The sequence below is a fragment of the Kushneria sp. EE4 genome (assembly GCF_977968315.1).
On the sequence record NZ_OZ386212.1, the window covers coordinates 1795732 to 1809640 of the forward strand.

The window sequence follows — 13909 nt, forward strand, 5'->3', positions numbered from 1 at the left end:
TTGATTTAAGACATATTGTTACAACAGCGTATCAATCAGTGCTGCCGGCCTGTTTGGAAATCACGTCAGCGTCATCAGCAACACGATGGACAAATGCGCCACCACCACCACAACCGTCAGCAGGGTGCGCAGTGACGTATACCATGGCGGCAGCCGCTCGACACTGTCGGATTGCGCTTCATACAGGCGAATCAGTAAAAACCCCGTCATCAACGCCAGCAGCGCAAAGCGGGGCGCGAGCATTAGCGCCGGCCAGGCCAGCAACGAAGGTGCCATGGCCACCAACATCCGAGAACTGAAGTGATGGCTGCCTTCATGGTCCACACTCATCGCCACGCCCCAGTGCACCCCGCCCAGAAATGACAGTATGACCGCGCTGTAATAGAGAAAGGCCTGAAGCGCGAAAGCCTGCCATCCGGGTACGGCAAGCAGGACGACCGCTGCCAGACCGATAAAGGGCACCAGGCCGGCGATACCCAAAAGCCAGGGCAGTGTTGCCAGTTTTTTTCCAGACAGCATGACGGCTTCAATATTCAGAAAATGATGGCAACAGCATAACAACGCCCGGCGTGTGAGGATATATCAGCCTCTGGTGTCGGAGTCGCCCTTGCCCCCCTCGCTTTTGCCGTCATGCTGCACGTTGGTGTTGTCGGCCCCTTTCGTGGTCTTTTTCAAACCGCTGTGCAGCCGATGGCTCAACGGATTGTAGTTGGGTCGCAGCTCATCCTTGACCGTGCCCTTCCAGAGTTCGATGCCGACAAAGTAACCGGCACGACCGATGGCGTGCGCGGCCACCGGCGCCGTCAACAGTACAAAAAAGGTGATGGCGATCGTTCGAGCGAACACGACCTCTTCCAGAAAATGCAGCGCCACTGCCGCCATCAGCAGCATGACCCCAAGCGATGCGCCCTTGGTAGAGGCGTGCATGCGGGTCAAAAGATCCGGCAGTCGTGCAATGCCAAGCGCGGCAATCAGCATGAAAAGAGAGCCTACCAGGAGCAAAAAGCCCTGCAATAATTCAATCATCCCGGCGGCCTCCACGTTCCAGAAAGCGGGCAAATCCGACAGCCGCCAGAAAGGACATCAATGCCACCACGATGGCCACATCCAGAAAGCTGGCTTCATCGCTTTGAAGCGCGTGTGTCCCGATGATCCCGACGATGATCATCGACAAAAGCTCCAGTGCCACGACGCGATCCGGCAGGCTGGGACCGATCACCAGGCGCACGAAGCAGAGCACCATGGAGATGGCCAGAATGGCAAAACTCAAATGGATCAGTATCTGCATGTGTCCCTCATCACGTTTTTGATCATCGCGGTCATCGCAGCACCGCCAGCGCACGGCGCTCCATTTCCTGAAGATCCTTTCTCAATGCCTGCTCGTCATCGAGGAACATGGCATGAATGAACAGCACTTCACGATCATCTGAAATATCCAGACTCAGCGTCCCCGGCGTCAGCGAAAACAGATTGGCCACAAACGCGATTTCAAGATCGGTTTTCGCCTCCAGCTCAAAGGCGATAACGCCCGGTTTCATGTGCCAGGGCGGCGTGACAACATCAAAGGCGACCTTGAAGTTGGCCATGAACAGCTCGCGTAGAAAATAAAAGACAAAGGACACGATTCTCGGCAGGCGGGTGCCATAGCCCTTGAGGCCCGGCAGCTGATTTTGCAGCAGCAAAATGACCAGGTAGCCAAAGGCCAGCCCCGTCAGCATGCCACCCATGCTGAAATCACCACTCAGCGCAATCCAGGCCGTCGCCAGTAACAGATTGGTTAAAAGCCCCGTCATGGCTGCTCTCCCAGTACGGCATTGATATAGCCCTGAGGATTCAGAAGCTGCGCAGCCGACGCTTCTGCGACGTCGTAAAGAAGCTGCCCGTTGAGCCCGATGAACACCGTACAGGCCGCCAGTCCCACGACCGGCAGAATCATCAGCCAGAGATGGCGCTGTGAGACCGGGCCCACCCCTTTCTCGGCATCCTCATCGGGCGCCTTTTTCCAGAACACCTCGGCCCAGATCTTGGTCATTGAATAGAGCGTCAGCAGTCCGACGACCAGGGCAATCACCGTAATGGCGATCTCACCGGCTTCAATACTGGCGCGGATCAGAACAAACTTGGCAAAAAAGCCTGACAGGGGCGGAACACCGGCCAGCGACAGCGCCGGAATCAAAAAGAGCACGCCCAGCAGCGGCCAGGCCTTGTAGACCCCGCCCAGCTTTTTAAGATCATGGGTGCCCTTCAATCGATAAACGATGCCGCTGATCAAAAACAGATTGGTCTTCACGATGATGTGGTGAAGGATGTAGAACACCCCGCCAACCAGCGCCAGCGGTGTAAAAAGCGCCAGCCCCATTAGCATGTAGCCGATCTGACTGACAATGTGAAAGGACAGAATCCGCCGGAACTCGAACTGTGCCGCCGCCCCCAACACACCGGTCAGCATGGTCAACGCCGCCCCCCACAGCAGGATTTCATGGGTAAAGTCCACCGACTGATTAAATATCAGGGTAAAGACACGAAACAGTGCGTAGACCCCTACCTTGGTCAACAGTCCGGCAAACAGCGCCGATACTGCCACCGGTGGTGTGTGATAGGCCGCCGGCAGCCAGAAAAACAGCGGGAACGCCGCCGCCTTGATGCCAAACGAGATCATGAACATGACCGCGACCACATCGATCAGCGTGTTGTCCTCGACCAGGGCAACGCGACGGGCGATATCGGCCATGTTAAGCGTCCCCAGCAGGCCGTAAAGCAGCCCGATGGCGCTGAGAAAGATGACTGATGACAACAGGTTGAGGGTGACGTACTTGATCGCCCCTTCCATCTGCGCGCGCTCGCCACCCAGAATCAGCAGGGCAAAGGAGGCCAGCAGCATCACTTCAAACCAGACATACAGATTAAAGATGTCGCCGGTCAGAAAGGCACCCGCCACACCGGCCAGCAACAGATGCAAAAGCGGGTAGTAGCCAAAGGTTTCGTGACCGCGCCCGATGGTCGGCAGTGAGTAGACCGCTACGGCAAAGCCGATGATGCCGGTCAGCACGATCATGATGGCACTCAAAAGATCCGCCACCAGCGTAATGCCAAAGGGCGCTTCCCAGCCGCCGGCATGCATGACCACATGGCCCTGAGCCTGCACACTGACAAACAGCCAGATGCTGACGACCAGCAGCATCGCCGTACCGACAACACCGATCAGCCGCTGCATCATGCGTGAGCGCCAGAAAGCCATCGACAGCGCGCCCGCCGTCAGGGGAATCAGTATGGGGAGGGCTACTTCCGGGCTCACGTGTCGGTATCCTTCATCTGGTCCATATCATCAACCTTGACGATCTGGTAGGCACGGCGAATCAGTACCACGGCGAACGACAGCACACCGAACGCGATCACGATGGCCGTCAGGACCAGTGCCTGGGGCAGCGGGTCGGCCACGATGTCGCCCAGCGGATCACCGTTCATGGGAATCAGTGGCGGTGCATCGCGCGTCATGCCGGCCACTGTGAAGATCAGCAGATTGGCCGCGTTCGAAATCAGAATCAGTCCAATGACCAGCTTGACGATCGATCGCCGCAGCATCATGTAGATGGCAGAGGCGTAAATCACGCCGATGACCACCGCCATTATGGGTTCCATGGAGCGCCCTCCCTTGATGATACGCGCGTGTCATGCCTCATCCTTGTCGACCTCCGTCAGCGTGATCACCGCTGTCAATACTGACCCCAGCACGACCAGGTAAACGCCGATATCGAAAATCAACGGCGTCGAGAGCTTGAGTCCCAGAACGTCCCACCACTGTGCGGTCAGAAACGCCTCTCCCTGCCACCAGGCCGGAAAGGCCGAGCCGACGCCCAACAGCAGACCGATACCAATGCAGTCGCGCGGGTCGACACGCAGCAGTCGCCGGGTCGCTTCCGGGCCGTTGACAAACTGATGCAGTGCAAACGCCCCCGCAACCACCAGACCGGCGATGAACCCGCCACCGGGTTCATCGTGGCCGCGCAGTAAAAGAAAAAGGGAGAACAGAATCTGTAGCGGCACCAGGGTCTGGGCGGCTACTGTCAGAATCAAAGTGCCTGTTTTCATGATGCCTTCTTCTCTTTCGCCTGCAGTCTGAGCATGGCCAGCACACCGATTGCCGCCAGCGACAGTACAAAGATCTCACCCAGGGTATCGAGGGCGCGGAAGTCGACCAGGATCACGTTAACGATGTTATGGCCATGTCCGAGCGGTTCACTGTTTTCGATCATGTACTCGGAAATGGAGGTAAACAGATCCTGTGCCAGTACGGTCAGAATCAGGAGTGTCATCAGCACACCTGTCGCAATGGCCACCACCATGTCACGCACGCGATCCATGGGCGTCGACAGGCTTGAAAACTTCGGCATGCGAAACAGCACCAGAATCAGCAGAATCACGGTCAGGGTTTCGATGAGAAGCTGTGTAATGGCCAGATCCGGCGCACTGAACAGCAAAAAGATCAGGGCGATACCAAAGCCCATGACGCCCGCGGCCGCCACGGCCGCCAGCCGCGAACGCATCATGCAGGCAACGACAGCGCTGGCACCCGTGACAAGTGCAACCACTACTTCCTGCAAACGCACATCAAATTCGATATCAAAGACCGGGCCGTGACGTATCAGCAGCGTATAGCCGGTCAATCCGATAAAGGTGAGCAGCGTCAGAATCAGGTAGTTGCGCATGTAGCCGCTTTGCAGCAGACGGGTCTGCCACTCGGCCAGACGCACCAGCAGATCCATCAGCTTCCAGTACACGGCCTCCGGCCCCCGATCAAGCACCGGGCTGAACCGATGGATGACACTTCGCACACTCTGCCAGCGCCAGCACACCAGCAGGCCGACACACAGGCTGAACATCGACATCATCAGCGCCGTATTGATGCCGTGCCAGAGATACAGTGAGGCATCGACGCTCTCCCCCCTGACCGCGCTGGCGGCAGCGTTCAAGAGGCCGTCGCCCACAAGCCAGGGCGCAAAGCCCAGTACCAGCGACAGGCCTGCCAGTACACAGGGGCCGGCCAGCATGGACAGCGGCGCCTCGTGCGGCGTCTTTGGCGTGGTCTTGAGCGCGCCGAAAAAGGGCCGCAGCGCCACGATCCCGGCCGCAGCCACCACCAGCACGGAGGCCAGCAGGCTCATGCCGATCAAAAAGCCGGTAAAGCGTGGTGCATCGAGCACCGCTTCAAACATCAGCTCCTTGGCCACGAAACCAAAAAGCGGAATCACACCGCCCAGCGACATGGCCGCCACGAAAGCACACAGGGCCGTAACCGGCATGGCACGACGCAGCCCGCCCATTTCATCGATGTCCTTGGTACCCGTTTCGTGATCAAGGGCCCCGGCCACCATGAACAGCGCGCCCTTGTAGAGGGAGTGCGCGGCCAGAAAGGTCACAAAGGCAATCATCGCCGCCTCGCCGCCGATCCCCAGCAGCATGGTTAGCGTGCCCAGTGCCATGACGGTGGAATAGGCCAGTACCTTCTTGATACCGGGATGGCGGATGGCCAGAAAGGCGCCCACGACCATGGTGATGGCACCGACAACGCACAGGATGGTCATCCAGGCCTCGGTGCCCCCGAGCCCGGGCTGCAGACGCGCCATCAGATAGATGCCGGCCTTGACCATGGTGGCTGAGTGCAGATAGGCCGAGACCGGCGTGGGCGCGGCCATGGCGTTGGGCAGCCAGAAGTGAAACGGAAACTGGGCGGACTTGGTAAAGGCACCGCCCAGAAGACACAGCAGCATCGGCAGATACAGCGCGTGCTCGCGCAGGGCGTCACCATCGCTGAGCAGTGTCTGAAGCGACCAGCTACCGCCCACCACATTAAGCAGAATCAGACCGCTCATGAGCGCCAGGCCACCGGTAAACGTGACCAATAGCCCCTGAAGCGCGGACTTGCGCGCCGCGGCGTCCTCGTGATTGAAGCCGATCAGCAGGTAGGAGGTAATGCTGGTCAGCTCCCAGAAGACGAAAAGCGTCATCAGCCCATCCGCCATGACCACACCCAGCATGGAAGACATGAAAGACAGGATCAGCACATAAAAACGGGCAAGCTGTGGGTGACCGTGGAGATAGCCACTGGCATAAATGATGATCAACGTACCGATACCGCTGATCAAAAGACCGAACAAAAGCGACAGGCCATCCAGCCAGAAACTCAGGCTCAACCCGAGGCTGGGCGCCCAGGCCTGCTCAAAATAGATACCGCCCGAGCTCAGCACTTCCGGTGCCAGCGACACCAGCCAGACAGCGATGGCGGCTGGATAAAGCGCCAGCACCATTCCGGTACGGCTACCGCAACAGCGAGACAGAAGAGGAACGAGGATGGCCAGGACAAATCCGGTCAACACGGCAATCTGCATGATGCGTTCTCTCTCCTTGTGCTACCTGATGTTACGACCTGACGGTCTGCAAACGGCGGGTAATCACCGTTCGACATCCTTGCCTGTTTATGGAAGAAGGCAGCAAATCGGGCATGATGTGCTATCGTAGGTTCGCATTACAGCGGCAATGGTGTGCTCTTTTCAATCATTTAACCTTAAGATTAAGGTTTGACAGCGAAAAGCACTCCCACACATGGCAGGGGGTATTGCCAGCGCGCCATCTGCAAGGGAGAATCGCCTAACTGCTTGATGTCATTGCATAGCGCAACATTCTGCAAATTATTAATAACAAGGGCCGGCCCCTCACGGGAGACGGCTTCCCGCCCCTGGCGGGTTTCTGTTCGATACCTCTGACCGGCCCTGCAAGGAATCAACTGACGCATGCTGCACCGCGGGATTTGCTCGCTGTGTCGTCTATTCATGATGCCCGTCATCCGGTCTGCTTCAGCGCCTGCGCTGTTGGCCACCGACCCTCGTGGCATGTCGAATAGTCAGTACACTGGAAGCCTTTCATCAGGAAACAAGCATTCATGACCCTGCCCTGGATCCCTCTGCTGACCTTTCTGGGCGTTTTCGTCCCTGCGCTTGCCATACGCGGCGGCAGAACCGTCTGTGCCTTGGCAACCGCCGTCGCACCGGCCATCGCGCTTGGCCTTGTCCTTTATTTTTATCTGGGGCATGCCGGCGAAGAGGTCATGCGCACTTCATTACAGTGGCTGCCTGCAATGGGCCTTGAGCTGGCCTTTCGGCTGGATGGTCTGTCGCTGCTGTTTTTGCTGCTGATCCTCGGCATCGGGCTGTTGATCATCCTTTATACCCGCTATTACCTGTCCGAAAAGGACTCGATGTCGCGGTTCTATGCCTTTTTGATGCTGTTCATGACCGCCATGGTCGGCATTGTCATGTCGGACAATCTATTGCTGCTATGGGGATTCTGGGAACTGACCAGTATCTCTTCCTTTTTGCTAATCAGTTTCTGGTCCCATGAGACAACAGCGCGCAAGGGCGCGCGCATGGCGATGACGGTGACCGGTGCCGGAGGGCTGGCGCTGCTGGCAGGCGTTTTGCTGATCGGCAGGGTCACGGGCACCTATGACATGGGCGTGGTACTCGACAGCCATGATCTGATCACGGCAAGCCCGCTCTACCCGGCCATTCTCGTACTGGTGCTGCTGGGGGCCTTTACCAAATCGGCCCAGTTTCCGTTCCATTTCTGGCTGCCCCATGCCATGGCCGCACCCACGCCGGTCTCGGCCTATCTACACTCGGCCACCATGGTCAAGGCCGGCATCTTTTTGATGCTGCGCCTGCATCCGGCGCTTTCCGGCACCGAACTGTGGACAGTCATCGTCACCCTGACCGGTCTGGTGACTCTGGTGTACGGGGCATGGTTTGCCTTTTTGAAAACCGATCTCAAGGGGATTCTGGCCTTTTCCACCATCAGTCACCTGGGCCTGATCACCTCGCTTCTGGGACTTGGCAATTCACAGGCACTGCTGGCCGCCCTTTTTCACATCATCAATCACGCCCTGTTCAAGGCGTCGCTGTTCATGGCCGCCGGCATCGTGGATCACGAAACCGGCACTCGTGATGTGCGAAAGCTTGGCGGTCTTTACAGGCTCATGCCGATTACGACGGTGCTTACCTGTATTGCCACGGTCTCGATGGCGGGACTGCCGCCGCTGAATGGCTTCATCTCCAAGGAGATGTTTTTCACCGAGGTGCTGTCTTCAAGAGAGTTCGGCGGTCTGGCATGGATCGTGCCCCTGCTGGCGGCGCTGGGCGGCCTGCTGTCCGTGGCCTACTCCCTGCGTCTGGCCTATGCCACCTTTTTCCGCCGCCCTCGTCAGGAGCCGCCCAAAACGCCGCATGAGCCACCGTGGCCGATGCGCTTTCCGGTCGAGCTGCTGGTGGCGCTGTGTATCATCGTGGGACTGGTACCTACCCTGCCCCAGTCGCCGATACTTGAAGACGCTGTACGCGCGACCGTGTCCGGCGAGATGCCCGAATTTCACCTGGCGCTCTGGCACGGCATCAATCCGGCGCTGCTGCTGAGCATGGCCGTGATTGTCGGCGGCATCGTGTTGCACCTGCTTCATCGCCATCTGATGCGCTTCAACCGCCAGTTCCGTCCGCAGGACGCCCGCTATATTTTTGAAGCCTTCGTTCAGCGTCTGGTAGGCCTGTGTCAGCGCCTGATCGATCGATTGGAAAACGGCTCGCTGCAGCGCTACATGTTCTGGCTGATGGGCGTTTCCGTGCTGGCCATGGGGCTTGGCCTGGCGGATCTGGACATGCTGGCCGGTAATCTGGAACAGCAGGCGCTGGATCCGATCGTCGTACTGGGCGCCGCACTTTTGATCATGGGCGGCGTGCTGACAGCCGCGCTGCACCGCTATCGCCTGATTTCCCTTTTGATGCTCTCCGTGGTGGGGCTGGTGGTCGCTCTGACCTTTGCCCGTTTCTCGGCGCCCGATCTGGCCCTGACCCAGCTGTCGGTCGAAGTCGTGACCATGATCCTTTTGATGCTGGCACTCTTTTTCCTGCCGCAGAAAACGCCCAAGGAGTCCGGTGGCGCTCGCGTGGTCCGCGACATCCTGATTGCTACAGGCTTTGGTGGCGCAGTGGCGAGTCTCAACTTTGCCGTCCTGACGCGGGATCTCAACAGCATTTCGGAGTTTTTCATCAACCAGAGCGTACCTGGCGGCGGCGGACACAACGTCGTTAACGTCATTCTGGTGGATTTCCGCGGTTTCGATACGCTGGGCGAAATCACGGTGCTGGCCATTGCCGGTCTGGCCATTTTCAAGCTGTTGAACCGTCTTCGTCTGTTCATGCCGGCCACCGATATGGAAGGTCGCCTGTGGTCCGACGACCGCCACCCGACACTGTTGATGGTGGTCTCCCAGACCCTGCTGCCGCTGGCTCTGCTGGTCTCGTTTTTCATCTTCCTGCGCGGTCACAACCAGCCAGGCGGTGGCTTCATTGCCGGTCTGATTACGGCGGTGGCTCTGATTCTTTTGTACATGTCACGCGGGGTGGAGTGGGCACAGCAGCGACTGGATTTCCAGTTCCAGCCCATCGCCATTGCCGGTGTGGCCCTGTCGACCGTCACCGGGCTATGCAGCTGGCTGTTTGGCTATCCGTTTTTGACCTCGACCTTTGATCATTTTCACTTGCCCCTGATCGGTGATATCGAGCTGGCCAGCGCCCTGATCTTTGATGGTGGCATTTATCTGGCCGTCGTTGGCGCCACGCTCATGATTCTGGCCAATCTGGGCAAGCTCACGACCGCCCACCGACCCAACAAGGACACACCCTGATGGAAGCACTCTACGCCATCACCACCGGTATCCTGACGGCCAGCGGCGTCTATCTGACCCTGCGCGGACGTACCTTTCCGGTCGTCGTCGGACTGACGCTGCTCTCCTATGCCGTCAATCTGTTTTTGTTCTCCATGGGCGGGCTGACCACACACGGGGCGGCACTGGTCGGCACCAATGACAACTACGCCGACCCGCTACCGCAGGCACTGGTACTGACCGCCATCGTCATCGGCTTTGCCATGACCGCCTTTGCCATCATTCTGGCGATGCGCGCCAGAGGCGATCTGGGCAGCGACAGCGTCGATGGCAGCCGTACCGATCGTGACGACCCGCGGGAGAACAAGGCGTGATGCAGCATCTGCCCATTCTCCCGGTTCTGTTGCCCCTGATAACGGCCATCATCCTGCTGCGAAAGCGTGAAGGGGCCGATCCGGTCAGGCGCACCATCTCCATTACCGCCACGGCGCTGCTGGTCGCAGTAGGCTTCTGGCTGGTCAGCCAGGTCGCCGGCGGCGACACGCTGGTCTATCGCCTGGGCAACTGGCAGGCCCCCTATGGCATCGTGGTGGTGGCCGATCGCCTGTCGACCATGATGATACTGCTGACCGCTTTGCTGGCACTGGGAAGCGTCATCCACGCCAGCGGTGGCGAAGACAATCAGGGCTCCAACTTCCACGGGCTCTTTCACCTGCAGCTCATGGGCATCAACGGTGCGTTTTTGACCGGCGATCTGTTCAACCTGTTTGTGTTTTTCGAGGTGCTGCTGCTGGCCTCCTATGCGCTGTTAATGCATGGCGGGGGCAAGTCACGCGTGCAGGCGGGCGTGCACTACGTGGTGCTGAACCTGGCAGGCTCGTCCCTGTTTCTGATCGCGCTGGGCGTTTTGTATGGCACCATCGGCACGCTCAACATGGCCGATATGGCCGAACGCGTCAGTCAGCTGCCGGCCGATCGACAGGGCCTTGTCCGGGCCGGCGCGCTGCTGCTGTTGGTGGTCTTTGGCCTCAAGGCCGCCATTCTGCCGCTCTATTTCTGGCTGCCACGCGCCTACAGTTCGGCGCCGGCGCCAATCGCGGCGCTGTTCTCCATCATGACCAAGGTGGGGATCTACGCCATCTTTCGTGTCTATACACTGATTTTCGGGGAACAGGCTGGTGACCTCTCGAACCTGGCGCAGCCCTGGCTGTGGTGGGGCGGGCTGGCCACCCTTGCCATGGCGACGATCGCCGTGCTGGCCGCGCGCGATCTGCGCATGCAGATCTCTTATTTCACGCTGATCTCGGTCGGCACCCTGTTGTGCGGACTGGGCATGGACAGCACGGCCTCGCGCGGCGCCATGCTGTTCTATCTGATCCATACCACCCTGATCAACGGCGGGCTTTTCCTGCTGGCCGATTTGATCGCCGATCAGCGCGGCAAGGTGGGTACACGTATCGTGCGCAGCAGAAAGTTCAAGTACGCCACCCTGTTCAGCGCCCTTTACATGATCGGCGCTGTCAGTTCGGCCGGGCTTCCGCCGCTGTCGGGAGCACTTGCCAAGGCGTGGCTGATGTCGACGGCCACCCTGTCGGAAGGCCTCTGGCTGTGGCCGCTGCTGCTGCTGTCCAGCCTGGCAGGCGTTGTGGCCGCCTCGCGTGCCGGCTCGACCGTCTTCTGGCGCTACAATAACGGCGACCGGGTCAGTGAGCGTCTCTCGCGAGGCAAGATGGTTGGAACGGTTGTACTGCTGTCGGCGGCGCCGCTGCTGGTCGTACTGGCAGGCCCCATCGGCGGTTATACCCACGCCACGGCCGAACAGGTGGCCGATACCGCCCAGTATCGCAGCGCCGTGCTGGGCGATACCTCTTCAGTTGCGTCAGGAGCGTCTGTCAATGCTGATTAAACGCTGCCTTCCAAGGCCTATCCTCTCCCTGATCCTGACGCTGGTCTGGATCATGTTGTCTGACGTCATTACCTATGGCTCCGTGATCATGGGCGCCATCCTGGGCATCGCCATTCCGCTCATGACGCAGCGCTTCTGGGATGCCCAGCCGGTGGTCAAAAAACCGCTGCTGCTGCTGCGATACACCCTGCGCGTCATGGTGGATATCCTGCTGGCCAATCTGGAAGTGGCCTGGCTGATCGCCCGCCCCTGGCGGCGCCCTCGCCCGGCCTTCGTTGAGTACCCGCTGACGCTCAAGCGCGATTTCAGCATCACGCTTTTGGCCAGCACCATCAGTCTGACGCCGGGCACCATTTCGGCGAACCTGCGACTCGACGGGCGCAGCCTGCTGATTCACGTGCTGGATACCGACGATGAACAGGCCGTCATCGACGAGATATACAACCGCTACGAGCGACCGCTCATGGAGATTTACGAATGATCGGTATTGCGCTGTGGATCAGCTTTTTTCTGGTCGCCATGGCCATCGTTCTCAACGCCTACCGGCTGCTGGTGGGGCCTTCCCTGCCGGATCGCATCATTGCGCTCGATACCATGTACGTGAACAGCATTGCCCTGATCATCCTGTACACGATCTGGCTGAGTACCCGGGTCTATTTTGAAGGGGCCCTGCTGATCGCCATGCTGGGATTTATCAGTACCGTTGCCGTATGCAAGTACCTGCTGCGCGGCGACATTATCGAATAGGAGGCCATCATGGCGTGGTTGGACAAGGCATGGATCGATACGGCGCTCGAAGCGCTGACGGCCTTTTTTCTGATCGCCGGCGGGCTGATTACCTTCATCAGCTCGTTTGGCATGGTGCATCTGCGTGACTTTTATCTACGCATGCATGGCCCGGCCAAGGCCACAACGCTGGGCGTCGGACTGATTCTGGTCGCCTGCATGCTGTATTTTGTATTAATCGAGCGCACCTTTCACATTCAGCTGCTTCTGGTCACCATCTTTTTGCTGATCACGGCCCCCATCAGTGCCCACCTGCTGGCCAAAGTGGCACTGCATCAAAAGCTGCCCAGCGACTCCTCGACAACCGGGGCGCCCAGCGAGCTTCGCGAAGAGGATGTGGCCCAGGAGCCGGATACGCCGCATCCGGAAGACCCGGGCAGCGGTCAGCGCCCCTGAGGCGCTGACCGCCCGCCAGCCCGATTTCAGCGCCAGTTGCGCGTGTTTCTCTCGACCAGCCCTGCCAGCGCCTCAATGTGACTTTCGCGGTCGTTGAGCGCCGGTACGTAGGTATAGTCTTCACCACCGGCTTCAACGAAGTATTCGCGGTTTTCTTCCTGAATCTCTTCCAGCGTTTCCAGACAGTCGGCTGCAAAGCCCGGACAGATGACATCAATGCCGGGGGTGGTCTTCACATCCCAGTTCTTGAGCGTCTCGTCGGTGTAGGGCTTGAGCCACTCTTCGCGCCCGAAACGGGACTGAAAGGTCATGGTCCACTCGCTGTCCTCAAGCCCCAGCTCCCGAGCCAGTGCCTCACTGGTCGCCCGACAGTGTTTCGGGTAGGGGTCGCCTTCCTGGGCATAGCGTTTGGGAATGCCGTGCCAGGAGATCAGCAGATGATTTTGTTTGCCGCGTGTGGCCCAGTGCTCGCGAACGCTTTCGGCCAGCGCCGAGATGTAGCCGCTGTCGTCATGATAGTCGCGGATAAAATGCATCTCGGGAATATCCGGACACGGCTTGAGCGCATCGGCCAGGCGGTCGAAGACGGCCGCTGTGGTGGTGCGTGAATACTGCGGGTAGAGCGGCAGCACCACGATGCGATTGACCCCGGCACGACGAAAGGTGAGACCGGCACTTTCCATGGTCGGTCGGCCGTAGGTCATGCCAAGTTCGACCGGGATATCACAGCCGTACTGCGCGTCCAGATGCGCCTTGAGCGCACGCTGCTGTCGACGGCCGATGGCCAGCAGCGGCGAGCCTTCCTCCTCCCAAACGCTGGCATAGGCCTCGGCCACTCGCTTGGGGCGCGTTCGAAGGACAATGGCGTTGAGAATGAACCACCACAGCGGGCGGGAAACATCGATGACTCGCCGATCCCACAAAAATTCACCCAGATAGCGGCGCACGGCGGCAGGGGTGGGTTCATCCGGGGTGCCAAGATTGGCCAGCAGTACGCCGAAGGGGGCCTGCGCCATGTCTATACTCCTTGCAGTGACCAGAGGGTCTTGATTATGCCAGCCCTCAAAAAAGAACGACCTTAATGAAATTATTCTATCAGCGCTGCCTGAACA

At 59.2% G+C, this 13909-nt stretch carries 15 protein-coding genes; 6 read left to right on the plus strand and 9 right to left on the minus strand.

Features of this window, described 5'->3' with window-relative positions; translation table 11 throughout:
* Positions 1-60: 60 nt before the first annotated feature.
* From ACXMYO_RS08245 to ACXMYO_RS08280, 8 genes are all read right to left on the minus strand, one after another.
* Entirely contained in the window at positions 61-519 is a 459-nt protein-coding gene (locus ACXMYO_RS08245; RefSeq protein WP_438768185.1) for a DUF3429 domain-containing protein, read from the minus strand.
* A gap of 63 nt (positions 520-582) precedes the next feature.
* Positions 583-1026, minus strand: a complete 444-nt coding sequence (gene mnhG / locus ACXMYO_RS08250) for a monovalent cation/H(+) antiporter subunit G (protein ID WP_438768187.1) — start codon at positions 1024-1026, stop codon at positions 583-585.
* Positions 1019-1288: a monovalent cation/H+ antiporter complex subunit F gene (locus ACXMYO_RS08255; protein ID WP_438768188.1), complete on the minus strand. Its 270-nt coding sequence runs from the start codon at positions 1286-1288 to the stop codon at positions 1019-1021. The genes mnhG and ACXMYO_RS08255 overlap by 8 nt, the downstream gene beginning before the upstream one ends.
* Positions 1289-1319: 31 nt before the next feature.
* Positions 1320-1793: a Na+/H+ antiporter subunit E gene (locus ACXMYO_RS08260; RefSeq protein ID WP_438768190.1), complete on the minus strand. Its 474-nt coding sequence runs from the start codon at positions 1791-1793 to the stop codon at positions 1320-1322.
* Positions 1790-3295, minus strand: coding sequence for a Na+/H+ antiporter subunit D (locus tag ACXMYO_RS08265; protein ID WP_457808384.1), 1506 nt, complete (start codon positions 3293-3295; stop codon positions 1790-1792). The genes ACXMYO_RS08260 and ACXMYO_RS08265 overlap by 4 nt, the downstream gene beginning before the upstream one ends.
* Positions 3292-3639 carry a Na+/H+ antiporter subunit C gene (locus tag ACXMYO_RS08270; protein WP_438768192.1) on the minus strand — a complete coding sequence of 116 codons (348 nt, stop codon included), beginning with the start codon at positions 3637-3639 and terminating at the stop codon, positions 3292-3294. Before ACXMYO_RS08270 ends, ACXMYO_RS08265 begins: the two co-directional genes overlap by 4 nt.
* Before the next feature lie 30 nt (positions 3640-3669).
* Positions 3670-4092 (minus strand): Na+/H+ antiporter subunit B, encoded by a 423-nt coding sequence (locus ACXMYO_RS08275; protein WP_438768439.1) that lies wholly within the window; start codon positions 4090-4092, stop codon positions 3670-3672.
* Complete coding sequence (locus ACXMYO_RS08280; RefSeq protein WP_457808385.1) at positions 4086-6386, minus strand: putative monovalent cation/H+ antiporter subunit A; 2301 nt, start codon at positions 6384-6386, stop codon at positions 4086-4088. Before ACXMYO_RS08280 ends, ACXMYO_RS08275 begins: the two co-directional genes overlap by 7 nt.
* 551 nt (positions 6387-6937) lie before the next feature.
* Between ACXMYO_RS08280 and ACXMYO_RS08285 the strand changes: the two genes are divergently transcribed.
* From ACXMYO_RS08285 to ACXMYO_RS08310, 6 genes are read left to right on the plus strand one after another with little or no spacing between them, the layout of a single operon-like run.
* Positions 6938-9730, plus strand: coding sequence for a monovalent cation/H+ antiporter subunit A (locus ACXMYO_RS08285; RefSeq protein ID WP_457808386.1), 2793 nt, complete (start codon positions 6938-6940; stop codon positions 9728-9730).
* Positions 9730-10083 carry a Na+/H+ antiporter subunit C gene (locus ACXMYO_RS08290; RefSeq protein ID WP_438768196.1) on the plus strand — a complete coding sequence of 118 codons (354 nt, stop codon included), beginning with the start codon at positions 9730-9732 and terminating at the stop codon, positions 10081-10083. The genes ACXMYO_RS08285 and ACXMYO_RS08290 overlap by 1 nt, the downstream gene beginning before the upstream one ends.
* Positions 10080-11615, plus strand: a complete 1536-nt coding sequence (locus tag ACXMYO_RS08295; protein ID WP_457808387.1) for a monovalent cation/H+ antiporter subunit D — start codon at positions 10080-10082, stop codon at positions 11613-11615. The genes ACXMYO_RS08290 and ACXMYO_RS08295 overlap by 4 nt, the downstream gene beginning before the upstream one ends.
* Entirely contained in the window at positions 11605-12096 is a 492-nt protein-coding gene (locus ACXMYO_RS08300; protein ID WP_457808388.1) for a Na+/H+ antiporter subunit E, read from the plus strand. Before ACXMYO_RS08295 ends, ACXMYO_RS08300 begins: the two co-directional genes overlap by 11 nt.
* On the plus strand, positions 12093-12362 hold the full coding sequence (locus ACXMYO_RS08305) for a K+/H+ antiporter subunit F (protein WP_090133492.1): 270 nt from the start codon (positions 12093-12095) through the stop codon (positions 12360-12362). The genes ACXMYO_RS08300 and ACXMYO_RS08305 overlap by 4 nt, the downstream gene beginning before the upstream one ends.
* A 9-nt stretch (positions 12363-12371) precedes the next feature.
* Positions 12372-12797 (plus strand): Na+/H+ antiporter subunit G, encoded by a 426-nt coding sequence (locus ACXMYO_RS08310; protein WP_438768200.1) that lies wholly within the window; start codon positions 12372-12374, stop codon positions 12795-12797.
* Between the two features lie 26 nt (positions 12798-12823).
* On the opposite strand, the gene hemH is transcribed toward ACXMYO_RS08310, so the two are convergent.
* Positions 12824-13813 carry a ferrochelatase gene (gene hemH / locus ACXMYO_RS08315; protein WP_438768201.1) on the minus strand — a complete coding sequence of 330 codons (990 nt, stop codon included), beginning with the start codon at positions 13811-13813 and terminating at the stop codon, positions 12824-12826.
* Between the last annotated feature and the right edge of the window lie 96 nt (positions 13814-13909).

Coding starts and splice junctions, on each gene's coding strand:
- ACXMYO_RS08245 (WP_438768185.1), bottom strand. CDS start 519: ATGCTGTCTGGAAAAAAACTGGCAACACTGCCCTGGCTTTTGGGTATC.
- mnhG (WP_438768187.1), bottom strand. CDS start 1,026: ATGATTGAATTATTGCAGGGCTTTTTGCTCCTGGTAGGCTCTCTTTTC.
- ACXMYO_RS08255 (WP_438768188.1), bottom strand. CDS start 1,288: ATGCAGATACTGATCCATTTGAGTTTTGCCATTCTGGCCATCTCCATG.
- ACXMYO_RS08260 (WP_438768190.1), bottom strand. CDS start 1,793: ATGACGGGGCTTTTAACCAATCTGTTACTGGCGACGGCCTGGATTGCG.
- ACXMYO_RS08270 (WP_438768192.1), bottom strand. CDS start 3,639: ATGGAACCCATAATGGCGGTGGTCATCGGCGTGATTTACGCCTCTGCC.
- ACXMYO_RS08280 (WP_457808385.1), bottom strand. CDS start 6,386: ATGCAGATTGCCGTGTTGACCGGATTTGTCCTGGCCATCCTCGTTCCT.
- ACXMYO_RS08285 (WP_457808386.1), top strand. CDS start 6,938: ATGACCCTGCCCTGGATCCCTCTGCTGACCTTTCTGGGCGTTTTCGTC.
- ACXMYO_RS08290 (WP_438768196.1), top strand. CDS start 9,730: ATGGAAGCACTCTACGCCATCACCACCGGTATCCTGACGGCCAGCGGC.
- ACXMYO_RS08300 (WP_457808388.1), top strand. CDS start 11,605: ATGCTGATTAAACGCTGCCTTCCAAGGCCTATCCTCTCCCTGATCCTG.
- ACXMYO_RS08305 (WP_090133492.1), top strand. CDS start 12,093: ATGATCGGTATTGCGCTGTGGATCAGCTTTTTTCTGGTCGCCATGGCC.
- ACXMYO_RS08310 (WP_438768200.1), top strand. CDS start 12,372: ATGGCGTGGTTGGACAAGGCATGGATCGATACGGCGCTCGAAGCGCTG.
- hemH (WP_438768201.1), bottom strand. CDS start 13,813: ATGGCGCAGGCCCCCTTCGGCGTACTGCTGGCCAATCTTGGCACCCCG.